The sequence below is a fragment of the Clostridioides sp. ZZV14-6154 genome (genome assembly GCF_020657785.1).
Classification (GTDB): Bacteria; Bacillota; Clostridia; order Peptostreptococcales; family Peptostreptococcaceae; genus Clostridioides.
In genome coordinates, this window is sequence record NZ_JAGWCY010000001.1 from 491,135 (window position 1) to 505,012 (window position 13,878).

General features: G+C 27.5%; 22 protein-coding genes. All 22 read right to left on the reverse strand.

The annotated features are described in order from the left end of the window. Positions 1–97 precede the first annotated feature (97 nt). A complete protein-coding gene (locus KGF45_RS02275) occupies positions 98–466 on the reverse strand; it encodes a hypothetical protein (RefSeq protein WP_227832651.1) in 369 nt (122 codons plus the stop codon). Next, the gene (locus KGF45_RS02280; RefSeq protein ID WP_227841714.1) at positions 463–1,026 is read right to left on the reverse strand and encodes a major tail protein; all 564 of its coding nucleotides are present in this window, start codon (positions 1,024–1,026) and stop codon (positions 463–465) included. Before KGF45_RS02280 ends, KGF45_RS02275 begins: the two co-directional genes overlap by 4 nt. 52 nt (positions 1,027–1,078) lie before the next feature. Beyond that, positions 1,079–1,702 (reverse strand): major tail protein, encoded by a 624-nt coding sequence (locus tag KGF45_RS02285; protein WP_227841715.1) that lies wholly within the window; start codon positions 1,700–1,702, stop codon positions 1,079–1,081. Between the two features lie 72 nt (positions 1,703–1,774). Further along, positions 1,775–2,104: a hypothetical protein gene (locus tag KGF45_RS02290; protein WP_227841716.1), complete on the reverse strand. Its 330-nt coding sequence runs from the start codon at positions 2,102–2,104 to the stop codon at positions 1,775–1,777. Between the two features lie 12 nt (positions 2,105–2,116). Next, complete coding sequence (locus tag KGF45_RS02295; RefSeq protein ID WP_227841717.1) at positions 2,117–2,500, reverse strand: HK97-gp10 family putative phage morphogenesis protein; 384 nt, start codon at positions 2,498–2,500, stop codon at positions 2,117–2,119. 13 nt (positions 2,501–2,513) lie between these two features. After that, positions 2,514–2,849: a phage head closure protein gene (locus KGF45_RS02300; protein WP_227841718.1), complete on the reverse strand. Its 336-nt coding sequence runs from the start codon at positions 2,847–2,849 to the stop codon at positions 2,514–2,516. Then, positions 2,836–3,126: a head-tail connector protein gene (locus KGF45_RS02305; RefSeq protein ID WP_227841719.1), complete on the reverse strand. Its 291-nt coding sequence runs from the start codon at positions 3,124–3,126 to the stop codon at positions 2,836–2,838. The genes KGF45_RS02300 and KGF45_RS02305 overlap by 14 nt, the downstream gene beginning before the upstream one ends. Before the next feature lie 91 nt (positions 3,127–3,217). Then, on the reverse strand, positions 3,218–4,375 hold the full coding sequence (locus tag KGF45_RS02310) for a phage major capsid protein (RefSeq protein WP_227841720.1): 1,158 nt from the start codon (positions 4,373–4,375) through the stop codon (positions 3,218–3,220). 16 nt (positions 4,376–4,391) lie between these two features. Next, positions 4,392–5,168, reverse strand: a complete 777-nt coding sequence (locus KGF45_RS02315) for a head maturation protease, ClpP-related (protein ID WP_227841721.1) — start codon at positions 5,166–5,168, stop codon at positions 4,392–4,394. Next, positions 5,169–6,350 carry a phage portal protein gene (locus tag KGF45_RS02320; RefSeq protein ID WP_227841722.1) on the reverse strand — a complete coding sequence of 394 codons (1,182 nt, stop codon included), beginning with the start codon at positions 6,348–6,350 and terminating at the stop codon, positions 5,169–5,171. Positions 6,351–6,383: 33 nt separating this feature from the next. Continuing rightward, complete coding sequence (locus KGF45_RS02325; RefSeq protein WP_227841723.1) at positions 6,384–8,099, reverse strand: terminase TerL endonuclease subunit; 1,716 nt, start codon at positions 8,097–8,099, stop codon at positions 6,384–6,386. Next, on the reverse strand, positions 8,099–8,578 hold the full coding sequence (locus KGF45_RS02330) for a phage terminase small subunit P27 family (protein ID WP_227841724.1): 480 nt from the start codon (positions 8,576–8,578) through the stop codon (positions 8,099–8,101). The genes KGF45_RS02325 and KGF45_RS02330 overlap by 1 nt, the downstream gene beginning before the upstream one ends. Positions 8,579–8,779: 201 nt before the next feature. Continuing rightward, the gene (locus KGF45_RS02335; RefSeq protein WP_227841725.1) at positions 8,780–9,223 is read right to left on the reverse strand and encodes an HNH endonuclease; all 444 of its coding nucleotides are present in this window, start codon (positions 9,221–9,223) and stop codon (positions 8,780–8,782) included. Next, positions 9,213–9,599 (reverse strand): hypothetical protein, encoded by a 387-nt coding sequence (locus KGF45_RS02340; protein WP_227841726.1) that lies wholly within the window; start codon positions 9,597–9,599, stop codon positions 9,213–9,215. The genes KGF45_RS02335 and KGF45_RS02340 overlap by 11 nt, the downstream gene beginning before the upstream one ends. A gap of 4 nt (positions 9,600–9,603) precedes the next feature. Continuing rightward, positions 9,604–9,816 (reverse strand): hypothetical protein, encoded by a 213-nt coding sequence (locus tag KGF45_RS02345; RefSeq protein ID WP_227841727.1) that lies wholly within the window; start codon positions 9,814–9,816, stop codon positions 9,604–9,606. Between the two features lie 295 nt (positions 9,817–10,111). Further along, on the reverse strand, positions 10,112–10,684 hold the full coding sequence (locus KGF45_RS02350) for a hypothetical protein (RefSeq protein ID WP_227841728.1): 573 nt from the start codon (positions 10,682–10,684) through the stop codon (positions 10,112–10,114). A 70-nt stretch (positions 10,685–10,754) separates the two neighbouring features. Further along, a complete protein-coding gene (locus KGF45_RS02355) occupies positions 10,755–10,985 on the reverse strand; it encodes a hypothetical protein (RefSeq protein ID WP_107612365.1) in 231 nt (76 codons plus the stop codon). Next, on the reverse strand, positions 10,943–11,959 hold the full coding sequence (locus tag KGF45_RS02360; protein ID WP_227841729.1) for a ParB/RepB/Spo0J family partition protein: 1,017 nt from the start codon (positions 11,957–11,959) through the stop codon (positions 10,943–10,945). Before KGF45_RS02360 ends, KGF45_RS02355 begins: the two co-directional genes overlap by 43 nt. 40 nt (positions 11,960–11,999) lie before the next feature. Continuing rightward, entirely contained in the window at positions 12,000–12,749 is a 750-nt protein-coding gene (locus tag KGF45_RS02365) for a ParA family protein (protein ID WP_227841730.1), read from the reverse strand. Positions 12,750–12,779: 30 nt separating this feature from the next. Continuing rightward, a complete protein-coding gene (locus KGF45_RS02370; protein ID WP_227841731.1) occupies positions 12,780–13,208 on the reverse strand; it encodes a hypothetical protein in 429 nt (142 codons plus the stop codon). A gap of 6 nt (positions 13,209–13,214) precedes the next feature. Further along, positions 13,215–13,403: a hypothetical protein gene (locus KGF45_RS02375; RefSeq protein WP_227841732.1), complete on the reverse strand. Its 189-nt coding sequence runs from the start codon at positions 13,401–13,403 to the stop codon at positions 13,215–13,217. 17 nt (positions 13,404–13,420) lie between these two features. Beyond that, positions 13,421–13,873 (reverse strand): hypothetical protein, encoded by a 453-nt coding sequence (locus KGF45_RS02380; protein ID WP_227841733.1) that lies wholly within the window; start codon positions 13,871–13,873, stop codon positions 13,421–13,423. Positions 13,874–13,878 lie beyond the last annotated feature (5 nt).

Here is a 13,878-nt window from a genome sequence, read left to right on the forward strand (position 1 = left end):
CAATTTGTGCGAATAATTTTTTTGGTGTAGTTTTTAAAAAATCTCTAACTGGTCTTTTTAATACTGTAGTCCATAAATATTCTAAGTACTCAAAGTCTCAATCATCTTGTTTTTCTTCTATGTCCTCAATTTCATCTTCACTGTTATTTTTTTCTTTTGCTGGCATAGCTTTCTCAAGTAACAAATTTAAATATTCATGTATTTTGGGCATTTCTCTAAACTTCAAATTTGTTATTATATCTTCTCTATTTAATTGTTTGTGACATCTTAATATTGACTGGATAATTAATTCATTTACCACCATAAAATCGCCTTTACCAACCCATTTCAGAACCTCTGGTACTGTCATAAAATCATTTCTTAACTTAAAAAAATGCTGTGTTTCTGCTATTGCTCCCATATCCAATCTAGCATCATACACAACACTTTCTTCATTTAACTTAATTGTTATCTTATCATCTATCATAATTCATAATTTTCCTTTTCTGGAATTTGTATTTCTTTAAACCAATTCTCTAATATTTCTTTTTCACCACTTTTTGTATCCATAGAAAAGAATGTTAGTTTTATTTTTTTATCAGCAAATACATTAAAACTTAACTCTCTTTTACTACTACTTCTTTTCGCTGCATCTGTTTCAGCTAAAATACCATCTATATCAAAGATTACATTATATATACAATAATAAATTATTGCTCCATCACGTCTTTTTCTTGTAAATAACAACCTTAGATTATTTGGTTTTATACTATCTTCAACAATTATTCCGTTTTTGTATCTTTTAAAATTCCAAATTAACTCTTCTTCATCTGCTGTTAACCCTAATAAATTCAATTTGCCTGTTCCACTTACTTTTCCGTAAAAAATTATATTTTCATTTCCACCAGATTTCATAATTTTATAGGGTTGCTTTAATTCTATGCTTACAGATATGCCACCTAATATTTTTACAGGAACAGAATTTTCGTCTATTTTGCATAAATGTATATTATCAAAACCATGTATAATTTTTTCTTTATAACTCATTTTTTTCACCTTTAATTAAATATAGAGGGCTTATAAGCCCTCTATATTATTTTTATGATTCTGGAATATTTGGAGTGTTCTCTACTGTTTTTTTCGGAACTTGAACTGTTTTATACCAGTTTTCAATCATTTCTTGACTTACATTTTTATCTTTTGTGTCTACTGTGTAATAAAAATAGTTTTTATCATCAACACTTGTTACAGCTGGCAATGAAGTAAATTCTAACTCAACAGTTTCTTTTTCTTTTTTTTCTTCTACTGTAGTTGCATTGATTCCGGCTGGTTTAAATTGTGCATTATATATTACACTTAATATTTTCCCACCATCTCTTTTTTGCTGTTCAAATAAAATCGCTAGATTAGGCACTTGCATATTAGTAGACAGCCCCCAACCTCCAGACATATTATCTCCACCATAAATTAGTGCTTTTTCATCCATCAGCAATCCCAAAACTGTCATTTTTCCAGAACCATTCGAAACAGTCATATCGTTATCAACTGCCATGTCATCTGCATAAGTTATATCTTCGCTTACCTCATAAGATGATTCAACTTTTTTTCCACCTAAGATAGGCACTGGAACAGCAAAAGTTCCATCATCATTCACTTTTGCAACATGTATGTTTTTAAGACCAGATATTATTTTACTTTTATAATTTTTTTCTGCATTTGGCATATTATATTACCCTCTTTCTTTTTTATTTTTTGCATAAAAAATGTGTCCAATTTGGACACCTCAACAATTTTATTATTCATCTTTTTCATATAAGAAGTCGAATGTTTTACCATAAAACTCGCCTTCTTTTCTATCTGCTACTGATTTAAGATAAAAACCATTTTTTTTCATTTCATTTTTTATATCTTCATACAAAGTAATATCACTAGGTCTTTTATACCAAAACGACATTTGTATGTTATATGTAGTAGATATATAATCATCATCATACAAGTTTTGGTCAAGTCTATTTTCATTGTAAATAGTAAAAATAACATACTTATCTTTCTTGCAATTAGCTTCTAAATAATAACAATCTATATTTAGGCCTTTCATTATTTTACAAATCAATTCATTTATCATTTTTATACTCCATTAGCGTTTTAATGATTCTTTTAGCACTTCTTTTATTTTTGAACTAGCTTCTCCTATTTTCATATTCCAAGCTCTTCGCATCCAGCTAGTTCCTGCCATCTTAGTAGTTCCATTTTCTTGATAATATCCATAAGTGGCAGCTCTATCTTGATTATGTGCTATACCTATATCTACTTTTTTATTAGCACCAGAACCTTTTTTATCAAAAGTACCCAAACTTTGTAACAGGTTCCCTGTTAAAACAGATACAGTCTCTTTTTGACCATTTAAAAGTACTTCTGAGCCTTCATTTAATGCCTTGTCAACTATTTCATTACTTACCTTTTTCTCCAAGTTTTCTAATTTTTGTTGTAATGTTGAAAAACCATTCCATTCCATACTCATTTTATTCACATCCCTAAGACACAAGTTTACATTTAAAATCAACAAATCTATGTTTATTTTCAAAATCAGAAATATAAATTATGTCATAGATTTTATTTCTATATCTAATTCTATATATTTTAGTACTTTCTATATCTTCTATTATTAATCTTACCTTTTGGGAGTATCTAATAGTAAAAGTTACTATATTTTCACTTGATACAGCTTTTGCAGATATATATTCTTTACCGCTTACAGCTTTAAAATCTGACCAACAAGTATAATATGCTTGCCAATCATCAAGAGGAAAGCCCATTTCGTTTGTATTATTCTCAGAAAGTTTTTCTATGGTTATTCTATAGTCTAACACTTTTTCCTATTGACCTCCCTAATTGTAGTTGGTTTATTATAGGAGTTATTCCGTATAATATTTCCGTATTCTTGCCCACAATACCTTTATTATCATAAAAATGTAAAATAAGTTTTTTTATAGCTAAAAAATACAACTTATTTTCATAATCTTTTTCAACACCTGCATTTTTTAAATATTCCTCGCAAGCTTCTTTTAATTCTTTTATTTCTTCTTCTGGACAATCATCTAACCTACAATACAATTTTATAGAGTCTAGTATTTCACTCTCTTCCAAGATATTCACCTACTTTGTTTCTGTTTTTTTAATGCTTTTAGTTTTTAATATATTAGCTTTGGGTTGACCTTCTTCTTCTGGAAGGTCTGGTTTAGGGTGTATTACTTTTTACTGTTGCTAATCTAAAAGCAGATTTCATTTTAATTTTGTGGTCTAAATATGCGGTTAGAACAAAGCTTTCTATACCAGTTTTAACATTTTTGTCTCTATCATAGAACATTTCTAAATCATAATTAAAATGTGAATATCTAAAATCCCCTACAACTGGTATTGTAGCTAAATCACAATAAATAACGGGTACTCCTAACACTTGTTCTGGTTGAGCTGTATATAAACTTGCGTTTCCATTAGCTAAAGTCTTTATTATTTTAAAATAATCAACTTTTCTCATAACAACACTGGCATTTTCTGAATAATCATCCTCTAGGTCTGCAAGACAATTTATTATTGCTTCAAACAATGTATCTCCCTCTATTGATTTTATTAAAAATGGATTTCCACTTTCTGTTGATTTTTTATAAAAAGACATTTCTGTTGGATTATTCGATTCAAACGCTACCTTTTTTTCTTTTTTAGCTAAACCACTTTGTAGACCTGCGTCTACAACTTGTACTAAATTTGTTTCTGTACCTTTCAGAACAGTTTCTGTTATATCACAAAAAACTTTAAATTTATTTCTATCAAAAGATACATTAGCTCCATCTGCGTTTAATTCTTTCGCTGATGCTGAATCTGAATCTAAAAAATCATCATCATCTAAAGAGAATATAATTTTTGGTATTTCTAAATTAGTTATATTTGTCATTGTTGAAATCCCTCGCAACGGATTTTTTGACATTGGTTCATATAACAATTCATTTGTCATTGTAGTAGGTAGTATTTTATTACCACCTCCAAGAGCATCACCATCTCCAAGTACATTTTTTATCTCTTTTGTTACTTCTTTACCAGACATTACATTTCTTATTAATTCAGCTTTCGCATTTATTTTAATATCTTTTTCACTGTTTCCTAAATTTTTATTTTTATTCTTAAAAGCTATTTGTTGAGCTTCTCTATCATCATTTTCCTTTATTTTATTTTTTATACCTTCAAATCTTTCATCTAAATCTTTAACTATTTTTTGTTGTTCTTGTCTTGCTTCCATAGTAGTTTTAGAATCAAGATACATTTTAGATAGATTTTCATTTTCTATCTTTAATTGTTCTTTTACTCCATCTTTCATTTGTTCCAACTGGTATCTATTCATTATAAATTCACTCCTTTTATTTTGTTTTATTTTTTATTCTTTCTATTAATATTTTTACTTCTTCTTCCATAGCTGGTAACTCTAAATTATTCTTAGTATTTTTTAATTTACCAATCTTATCCTTTGGTGTATTTTTATATCTGTCAAAATAATTAGAATAACAAGCGACTGTATTTACATTTCCCTCTAACTCTATTTCAAAGTATTTACTTGCTTCTTCTCCAGTTAACCAAGTTTCAGCATTTATCAAATCATTTATTTCTTCTTCCTTAATATTTGGTTTTGCTTTTGTCATATATACATTTAAAATTGACTTTTGACATGTATCTAGTATTTCAATTTCTTTTTTAAAATCATCTGCATTACCTCCGCACCAACTCAAAGGTTTATGTATCATCAACAAGGCATTAGATGGCATAACAATACGATTACCAGCCATAGCGATTACGCTCGCTATACTTGCTGCTAATCCATCTATATATGTAGTTATATTCGCATCATATCTTTTCAACTGATTATATATAGCAAGTCCAGAAAATGCAGACCCTCCACCAGAATTCACATGTACATTTATATTTTTTACTCCTTCTAATTCCTCTAAAAACTTACTAATATCACTAGGACATTTATCATCTTCATACCATTCACTTAACCAGCTTTCAGAAACAATATCACCATAAAAAAATAATTCTGCACTATTTTCATCTTGATTTTTTATTTCTATACTACCAACATTCTTTAAATTTTTAGAATTTGAATCTTTATTTTTTAACTCTAGTATTTTATTTTTCATTTAATCACCCCCCTTCAAATTATTTTTATTAGACAATAGTAAATGTAAATCTTTAATTTTTATTAAATCTCTACTCACCATCAAATCATCACCATCTTGTTTTGGGGGTCTATCTTCTAATTCTCGTATTTCGTTAGGTGTCAAACCTCCACACCTAACCATTTTTTGGTAAAATTCTCCACGAGTTTTCATATCTGCTCTAGCAAATCCACTTAAATTAAATTTAATTTCATATTTATTTCTATCAATAGTAGTTAAGCATTTTTTATTAAATTCTTGTTCATACATTCGTATAATTGGCAATATTGTATCAACCAAGTACTCTAAGTCTGCCTGTTCAGAACTTGAATATGATTGTTTCCCAGCATACAGTTTATGTGCTGGCATAGTAAAGACTCTTGCCACTCTACTTACAGTTATTTCTTCAACTTCAAAAATTTTAGGGTCGATAAAAGATTTATTTTTTAACTCTTCAAGTGATTTTCCATTGTCTAAATATATAATTCCTTTGTCCATATAACTTTTTATCATTTCATGATATTCAGTCAATTTTTCTTTACTTAAATTCCCAGAAATTTTAAAAGCATACTTAGCATCTATATTATTAGAAAGTTGTGCTAAACTTAATTCTTTTACTTCTCTGTCATAATTTAAAGTATTTTTTAAGACACTAATTGGACTTATCCCACGTTCTGAACCTTCTTTTATATGATTAACAGCTATTATATGGCTATTGTGAAAATAACTATCTCCATCTTTTGTTGATATTCTATACCACATTTCTTTTGTGTCTGTATCGATAACAGGTGTTACAAAATCAGAATCTAACACCCATATATCACTTATATTATCGTAATAATCATATTCTTTGATTGCATAAGCACTGCCTTTTGTATTTCTTATCACTTCCATTAATCTTATAAATTCAAACATGGTATCATTTTTGTTAAATCCATCTCTAAGCATAGTAGCAATATAATGTTCGCTTGGTTTAACTTTTTCATAACCATTTCTAAGACTAATCGGAACACTAGCAATTGAATTAGCTAACATTGTAATTGCTGCAAAGATAGTTTCATTGCTCGCTAATGTATCATTACAAAATGAAAATGGACTACTTTTATTTCTTTGACCTACTCTTATACTTGGTGTTCCAAAACTAAGATTTCTTAGCCAGTTCATTATTCCCACTTTTTTCTTATTCTCCTTTTTTAATTAATCTGGTACATATGCAATATCTCCATTTTGTTTTACATCTTCAAAATAAATCTTCCAACCATCAAGAATTGAATCTATCGGGTCTATTCTATTTTCTTGTTCTAACTTATCAACTTTTATTTCTCCAAAACTATTCTTAGTTATAGTTGCATTTATAGCACTCCATTTAAACAGTTTGTTTTTTCTATTATATAAAACTTGACCAGCTTTCATTGATAATTTAAAATCTACAGTTGCATCATTTAGTGACCTAGCACTTTGTGGTACATCTATCAAATCGCAACCTAAGAAGTCTAAATCTGATATAAAAGCACTTGCATTGTGATTGTCATAAGCACATTTTATTACATTTATTTCATATTCTGTTAATATATCTTCTAAATGTTTTATTATAAATTTATAGTCTGTTTTAATAGCAAAGGCTCCTGTAGTTAGTGTTAGAAGTTTTTCATTTACCCACATTCTATATGGTGCATCATCCGTTTGTTCATGTTCAAGAATTCTTAACTCTGGCATAAATGAATGGCTATAAATATAAACTTTTTCATCTTCAAGTGGGAATATTAATGCTATAGAAGTTAAATCTCCACCAGATGATAAGTCAATGCCTAGATAACATTCTCTACCTCTCATATCCTCAAGAGTTAAGTCACATGCACAGATTTCAAGCCAATTGGCATCAAGATATTTTCCATCTTTATAAGTAACCCATATATTTAACCATTTTGTCATGAAGTCCATGAGTTCGCTTCCACCTTTTTCTTTAGCATCTATTGCTACCTCACTCGTTTTTGCAACTTCATACATATTTATGCTGTCATCTTCATTTAAAAGTAACAGTGGATTTGCTTTTACCCAATTATGATAATCCCAAATATCATCCTCTTTGTCCATTTCAGCAATATATATGAATAAACTTTCTTTAGTTATGGCTCCAGATAGTATTTTTTTACAAAAAGTATAATGTTCATAACAATAGCTATTCAAATCAAAACCTGCTGTAGTTATGGCTAATATCAGAGCATTATTAACTCTTCTTTGACCACCTAGAAGTAATTTATATACTTGATTTGTTTTATGTGCATGCAGTTCGTCTGGTATTGCTAATATCGAACGGAATCCATCCAAACTTTTTGTATCTCTTCCAATCGGTTTTATTGTTGTACCTGTCATTCCTGCAATTATTTCATAATCAGAACGTTTTATTTTATACATTTCTTTTAAATCTTCGTCTGCCAATATAAATTTTTCTATTTCTTCCCAAACAATTCTAGCTTGCTCTTTTTTCGTAGCTGCACAAATAATTTTTCCTTTTATATATGTAGAAAAATTGCTTGTTTTTATACTTTTAGCTCCAGATAAAAAAGACTTTCCATTTTGTCTGGCGAGCTGGATATATGCTTCTCTAAATCTTACATATCCAGTTCTTTTTTCAATCCAGCCTTCTAAGCTACCTAAAATAAAATCTTGAAATCCTCGTGTTTTTAGAGTTTGTACTTCATCACCTTCTAAAATAGTAAGTTCATTGTAAAGGTCAAGTGCTTCCTCTGATGCTTCAACATCCCATTTGTATTTAAATTCTTTTGTTTTACTTCTTTTTAAATCATTTAAATGTCTTTTACACGCTAGAATAACACTTTCACCAGCTATTATTTTTTTAGCAACTACTTTTTTGGCGTATTCTGTTACTCTATCTTTTTTTCTTTTAGCCATTATGTTCCTACTTTTATAAATTTAGCAAATTTATTTTCCTTCGGGTTTTCATTTCCTGGAACAACTAACTTTAATCTATCTGTAGTTGCTAATCCTAACTTAGTAGAACATTTTAGTATCAATTCAGCGTATTTAAATTTTGCAGTTACATGAGGACTTATTTTTTCAGTATCTTTTCCAGAGACAACATGACCTGTTTTTTCTATATATTCTTTTAACTTAATATAATTACTATATGCATCACTGTACATCAGCACTATTGGTAGGTCTAGATTATCCCACAAGTCAATTTTACCAGCTTCCTCTACTACCCTTGAAAATTCTTTATATGCTAAAATATCACTATTTAAAAACTCTGGAACTGTTACTAAATCATCCCTATCAAGTTTTATTTGTTTCTCTACATTTTGCCGAGTCTGTTTTTCTTTTTTAGTTAAATGTTTTTTAGTTGTAGATGTCATTTGTTTTTTTCTTCCCATTTTTACACCTCCAATCCACTTTAAATTTGTACAAAAAAATAATAGCTATCAGCTATTTTTTAAAAACAGTTTATTTTCTTGCAAGACATCCTGCATATTTTTTTACAAAAAAATCTTAAAAAGGGAAAATCTCCGTATATATATACCCCTGCTCGCTGTTCGAATCCCCTTTTCTTTTTTTCATAGGTAGGGGGGATAGTCTTAATCGTTATATATTTTATGAAGTCTCAATATTTCTTTTAATTTTACTTGGGTTTCTTTCTTTGTTCTCTCATTTTTCTCATATAATGTATGTATTTTTTTATGTGTTCTGGATGATAAAGGTACAAGATTATCTTCTTCTAATGCAAGTTCTTCATCTTCTGACAACTCAATTATATGATGTACTGTATTTGCTGTAGTTATTTTTTTATTAATATAATAATCCCATAAATCCAAATATACATTTTTTTCTAATACATATTCTCTAGTTTCTCTCCATTCTTTTCCGTTATAAAATTTATCTCTTTCTTTATTTCTATTTTTAGAATTATATACCTTGTTGCTCTGCTTTCTACTTTTAACATATTTTTTAACGCACTCACTACATGCCTTTTCACTATAGTCTATCATTTTGCCACACTTACATATTTTTTTAAGCTTCATATACTCCACTCGGTTCTTCTCTTAATAGTTCTTCCATGTGCTTCTCTATATCTTTTATTTCATATTCTGTTTTATTAAGATATTTATTACATACTTCTTTTAATGTATTTACATATGCAATCATTTCAGCAAAAACTTTTTCTCTTTCAGGCTTCGTTGTTCTATCTGTAAATCCACCTTGTTCTTCATAAATAAGTTCTTTGTATAATTCTTTCAGTTCTCTTAATGTTTCATCTTCATAATATATAATATATTTTTCTTTGCACTTTCTGCATATAAAATATTTTATTTTTATATCTCCAATAGTTTCTGTTCTTACATCTTTATAAGCTACTTTAAATTTATTATTACACTTATCACATACTATTCTTCTCATTTGTTTACTCCTCTTCTAGTGCTGATAGATAGTCCAGCTTCTCACAAATAGTTTCAACTACTTTTTCATATTTTTTTACTAACCTTTCTTGTTTCTTAGCTTCTTCTTCTGTTAAACTTTCTATTTCATCTTCTAGCTTCATACTTTTATCAAATAATTTTGCTAAGTCTCTAAATGTATCTCTCATTTTAATTCTTGATTCTCTATTATCATTCATAGATTTCCACCTCACAAAATAAAAAAGGACTATCTCAACTATTTAAAGAGATAATCCTTTTTTATAATATTATATATATTTCTGGTTCACAATAAATCTAATCTTACACTTTATATATTATCATTTTGAAATTGTTTTGTATATGAACACTTATTGACACATCATTCTTATTGTATAGCGTTCCATATTAATTAAACCATATCACTGTATATATTGAAATAGCTATACTATATTCCTTTAGCTAATTAACAGTTTATTTTATTAATCTATAGAAACATGACATTTAACTATTATATTAGAATTTATTTACTCCATCTATACCAAATATAAATACTGACAATTTTTCGCAAGCTAGGTTTATATCTCTATATACAGTTCTATTGTCTATATTTTCGGAGATAGCTATTTCTTTTATACTCCATCTTTTTTCATCTATAAATCTTTTATATATTATTCTATATTTTCTTACTTCTAATTCTCCACATTGTTTACTATAAGCTTCATAAATATTTATCATAGTATTTATATGAGAGATGATTATATTTGTACGTGATACACTATTGCTTATACTTTCTACAAATAAATTCTCTGTTATTTTAGAGTTTATTAATTCCTCCAATATTTCAATAGCATTTTCATTTACATTGGATACCTTAAAAATAGAATTATTAACATGTCTTTTAAAATCTTTATAATGTTTCAGTAACAGTTTTGTATTTCTAAGCTTTCTATCATATAAATACTTAATTTCCTCTTTTCTTCTATTCTCATATGTAGTTATAGCTTTCTCTGCTGCTATATTTGTTATCTTTTCAATTAACATATCAATATTTATATTTTCAGTCCCTTCTTCTATTCCTTTTAGCATGCAATAACTTCCTTTCTACTCTTGTTCTCTGATTAATGTAATCATGGTTATCAATCTCTTTAAATTTATATTACTTATATAAAACACCTGTTTTTTTATTTCTAAGCTCTATTCTCCCTATTACTTCAAAACCTGCTACCTTAGCCATTTTTTTAATTAAATCAATCAATATATTCGCTTCTTGTTTCTCTTTGTCAATTTTTCTTATAGCTTCATATGCTGTACTATCTAAGTATCCACTTTTATTATGTCTTATATCTACTCCATTTCTTGTGCTTCCATCTTTAGCCACTTTATGCATATATCAACACTTCCTTTTCCGTTTTTATCATTACATTCCATTGCATAGTCGCAAAATGTACCAGTTACATTACATTGAGAACAAATAAACTCTGCAAACTTTCTGATTTTCATATCTTTTAATATTTCAAAAACTGTTTTAATAACTTTTTCTTCTATTTCTATAGTCGGAAAGCTAATTATATTTTCAATCTCTTCTGTTTCTTCAACTTCAATTTCACCTTCTTCAAATTCATAATCTGTCGTCATATTTATTTCACTTTTTTTCTCTTCGGATTTCTCTGTAACATCCTTAATGCTTAAGTTTCCTTTTTCTCGATACTCTTCAAATAAGCTTTGTTGTTCAGCTTCTTCTAATCTTGATAATTCGTATGCTGTAGATACATTTATATTTTCTTTTTCAAACTCATTTTTAAAATCTGGCATTAGCTTCTTGGATATATTCTCTAGTCTTGCTATTTGACCAGCTGATGTATTTAACATTTTAGCAACTAAATCCCTAGTTTTACCTTTTATATCTTCTTCTGCTCTTAGTTCTTCTAATAACTTCTTCATTTCTACTGCCTGCTTCATTTTTTCAAAATCTGTTAATTCTCTTGCAGTTGAATTAGTTGTTATTAATAAAATCTTCTCCCTTATTCCAGTTACCTTTTCTATCATACAAGGCATCATTTTAAATTTTTCATTCTCTTCGTTTTCTTCTAATAGCTTCAATACTGCTAATCTTCTTCTATGACCTGCTATTATTGTATATTTATTATCCTTACTTTCTTTTACCAATAGATTCTGTTTTACTCCAAACATTTCTATAGAAGATTTTAAATCTTCTATATCTTCAACTGAATAAAAATTATCTTCTGATGGTACTAAATCATAAACACTTATACTTTTTATTTCTGTTTTTTCATTTTTAATATTTTGATTGTCATTTTCTAGTTTACTATTATTAATTGCTTCAAACATATTAAAAGCCATTTTACTTTTCCTTTCTATGTGTCCAATTCGGACACATTTTTTATTCTATATTTAGATACTCATTAACTAACTTTTTGTAATCTATCGTTGCACCACATCTTTTGTTGTATTTCATTATTGTTTTTTGATAAAATGTACTCTCAGATACATTTTTATTTAATCTTATTACAGTTTTAAATACTTTACATATATTCTGTAGTAAAGTTAAAAATTGATTATTTACATCATTATTTTGATAATGAGTTACTATGCACCCTTTAAATTTTAATTTTTCATTTACATGTTTAGCATTTTCTATTTGCTCTAGTAATTCTTTTATCCCCTTAAGAGAAAAGCTATCTGCTCTTACTGTTATAATTACTTCATCTGATGCTACTAAAGAATTTACTGTTACTATATCTGCGCTTGGTGCATTATCAATTATACAAAAGTCATATTCATTTTTAACTTTTTCCAGCAATCTCTTTAATATACTAAATTTATCTTTTTCACTATCGAATAGCATCCTGTCAGCTTGGTACAAGTGCATATTACTAGTTATAATATCTATATTTTTATTTTCAGTCCTACATATGTATTCATGTATATCTGCATCTTCAAGCAACATTTCTGCTGTTCCTTTTCTTTTTTCATCAAATTTTGAGAAGTACTGTGATAAGTTACCTTGTTTATCTGCATCTATCAGTAATACTTTCTTCTTATGTACTACAGATAAAATATCTGCCATGTTTGCACTTGTTATTGTTTTACCTGTTCCTCCTTTAAAACTTAAAATCGATATGATTTTCATAGCTTTACCTTCTTTCTTTTATTTTAATATTTAAAAATTTTCTGATGTCCTTATTGGTAATAAGTAGCCTATTATATGCCCTTTTATAGATATGCGAACAAGAGAGTTACTGTCTATTCCTTCTACCTTATCAAATTTTCCAAAAATTTTTATATAGTTTTCATCAAGATAAATTACAAAATCTTCACATATATATTTATGATAAGTAAGCTCTCTTACTGGTATATAATATTTTAATAACAGTTCTCTATATCCATCTTTTTTTATGTTATCCATTATTATCTGAGATTTCTTATTGTTAGCTTCAAATAGTTTAGGATTTAATACCATTTCATTTTTATCTACTATAAAAACACATGCACCATCTGATATATAGTATTTATTGTCTTTTTCTATCAATATCCTAGTTTTATTTTTCTTTATACAATCCACAAAATAATTTATTACTTTCTTTTCCATAAACTTTCAGCTCCTTATATTTTTTTCAATCAATTTTAGAAGCCTGTTATATTCATCTTCTCCTATAATTCCATTTAACTCTATTTTTTCTAAGTACTGTATAGCTTTTATTGTTGCTTCTAACTCTCCAGTATTGCATATTTCTACTATTTTACTTGCAAGATATATTATTTTATCTTTGTTAGCTAATAACATAATAATCAACCTTTTTTTTATTCTAAGAAACTTTTTAATTCTAGTTCTTCAATAATCTTTTCTATTTTTTTCTTTATTCTAAACCTTTTTGTTCTCGCTTTTATAGCTTCAAGCCTAGTTATTTTATCATTTAGCATCTTTTTAAATTTTAATTCTATTTCTTTAATTTTATTGTTAAAAGTTTCTATTGTTTTTTTCAAAATCTCATTTTCTTCTTTTAATTTTTCTATTTCTTCTCTTAAAATTCCAGCTCCAGCTTCCATTCCTTTTTTCACGTTTTGGTCATTTTCATATCTAATTTTTAAAGACATTTTTTCTGTATGTAGTGCAGCGTTTTTATTTTCTAAGTCTGAAATTATTTTTTCTTTCTTTGAACATTTATCTTTTAGTTCTTCTATTCTTCTAAGAGATATTTCATATTCTGCTTTTATTTCATCAAAATCTTTTTTAGTATATAAGTTTAAAAACATTTTAT

Excerpts from the sequence above, each read along its gene's own strand:
- KGF45_RS02275 (WP_227832651.1), bottom strand. The coding sequence starts at position 466 with ATGATAGATGATAAGATAACAATTAAGTTAAATGAAGAAAGTGTTGTG.
- KGF45_RS02280 (WP_227841714.1), bottom strand. The coding sequence starts at position 1,026 with ATGAGTTATAAAGAAAAAATTATACATGGTTTTGATAATATACATTTA.
- KGF45_RS02285 (WP_227841715.1), bottom strand. The coding sequence starts at position 1,702 with ATGCCAAATGCAGAAAAAAATTATAAAAGTAAAATAATATCTGGTCTT.
- KGF45_RS02290 (WP_227841716.1), bottom strand. The coding sequence starts at position 2,104 with ATGATAAATGAATTGATTTGTAAAATAATGAAAGGCCTAAATATAGAT.
- KGF45_RS02295 (WP_227841717.1), bottom strand. The coding sequence starts at position 2,500 with ATGAGTATGGAATGGAATGGTTTTTCAACATTACAACAAAAATTAGAA.
- KGF45_RS02310 (WP_227841720.1), bottom strand. The coding sequence starts at position 4,375 with ATGAATAGATACCAGTTGGAACAAATGAAAGATGGAGTAAAAGAACAA.
- KGF45_RS02315 (WP_227841721.1), bottom strand. The coding sequence starts at position 5,168 with ATGAAAAATAAAATACTAGAGTTAAAAAATAAAGATTCAAATTCTAAA.
- KGF45_RS02320 (WP_227841722.1), bottom strand. The coding sequence starts at position 6,350 with ATGAACTGGCTAAGAAATCTTAGTTTTGGAACACCAAGTATAAGAGTA.
- KGF45_RS02325 (WP_227841723.1), bottom strand. The coding sequence starts at position 8,099 with ATGGCTAAAAGAAAAAAAGATAGAGTAACAGAATACGCCAAAAAAGTA.
- KGF45_RS02330 (WP_227841724.1), bottom strand. The coding sequence starts at position 8,578 with ATGGGAAGAAAAAAACAAATGACATCTACAACTAAAAAACATTTAACT.
- KGF45_RS02335 (WP_227841725.1), bottom strand. The coding sequence starts at position 9,223 with ATGAAGCTTAAAAAAATATGTAAGTGTGGCAAAATGATAGACTATAGT.
- KGF45_RS02340 (WP_227841726.1), bottom strand. The coding sequence starts at position 9,599 with ATGAGAAGAATAGTATGTGATAAGTGTAATAATAAATTTAAAGTAGCT.
- KGF45_RS02345 (WP_227841727.1), bottom strand. The coding sequence starts at position 9,816 with ATGAATGATAATAGAGAATCAAGAATTAAAATGAGAGATACATTTAGA.
- KGF45_RS02350 (WP_227841728.1), bottom strand. The coding sequence starts at position 10,684 with ATGCTAAAAGGAATAGAAGAAGGGACTGAAAATATAAATATTGATATG.
- KGF45_RS02355 (WP_107612365.1), bottom strand. The coding sequence starts at position 10,985 with ATGCATAAAGTGGCTAAAGATGGAAGCACAAGAAATGGAGTAGATATA.
- KGF45_RS02360 (WP_227841729.1), bottom strand. The coding sequence starts at position 11,959 with ATGGCTTTTAATATGTTTGAAGCAATTAATAATAGTAAACTAGAAAAT.
- KGF45_RS02365 (WP_227841730.1), bottom strand. The coding sequence starts at position 12,749 with ATGAAAATCATATCGATTTTAAGTTTTAAAGGAGGAACAGGTAAAACA.
- KGF45_RS02370 (WP_227841731.1), bottom strand. The coding sequence starts at position 13,208 with ATGGAAAAGAAAGTAATAAATTATTTTGTGGATTGTATAAAGAAAAAT.
- KGF45_RS02375 (WP_227841732.1), bottom strand. The coding sequence starts at position 13,403 with ATGTTATTAGCTAACAAAGATAAAATAATATATCTTGCAAGTAAAATA.
- KGF45_RS02380 (WP_227841733.1), bottom strand. The coding sequence starts at position 13,873 with ATGTTTTTAAACTTATATACTAAAAAAGATTTTGATGAAATAAAAGCA.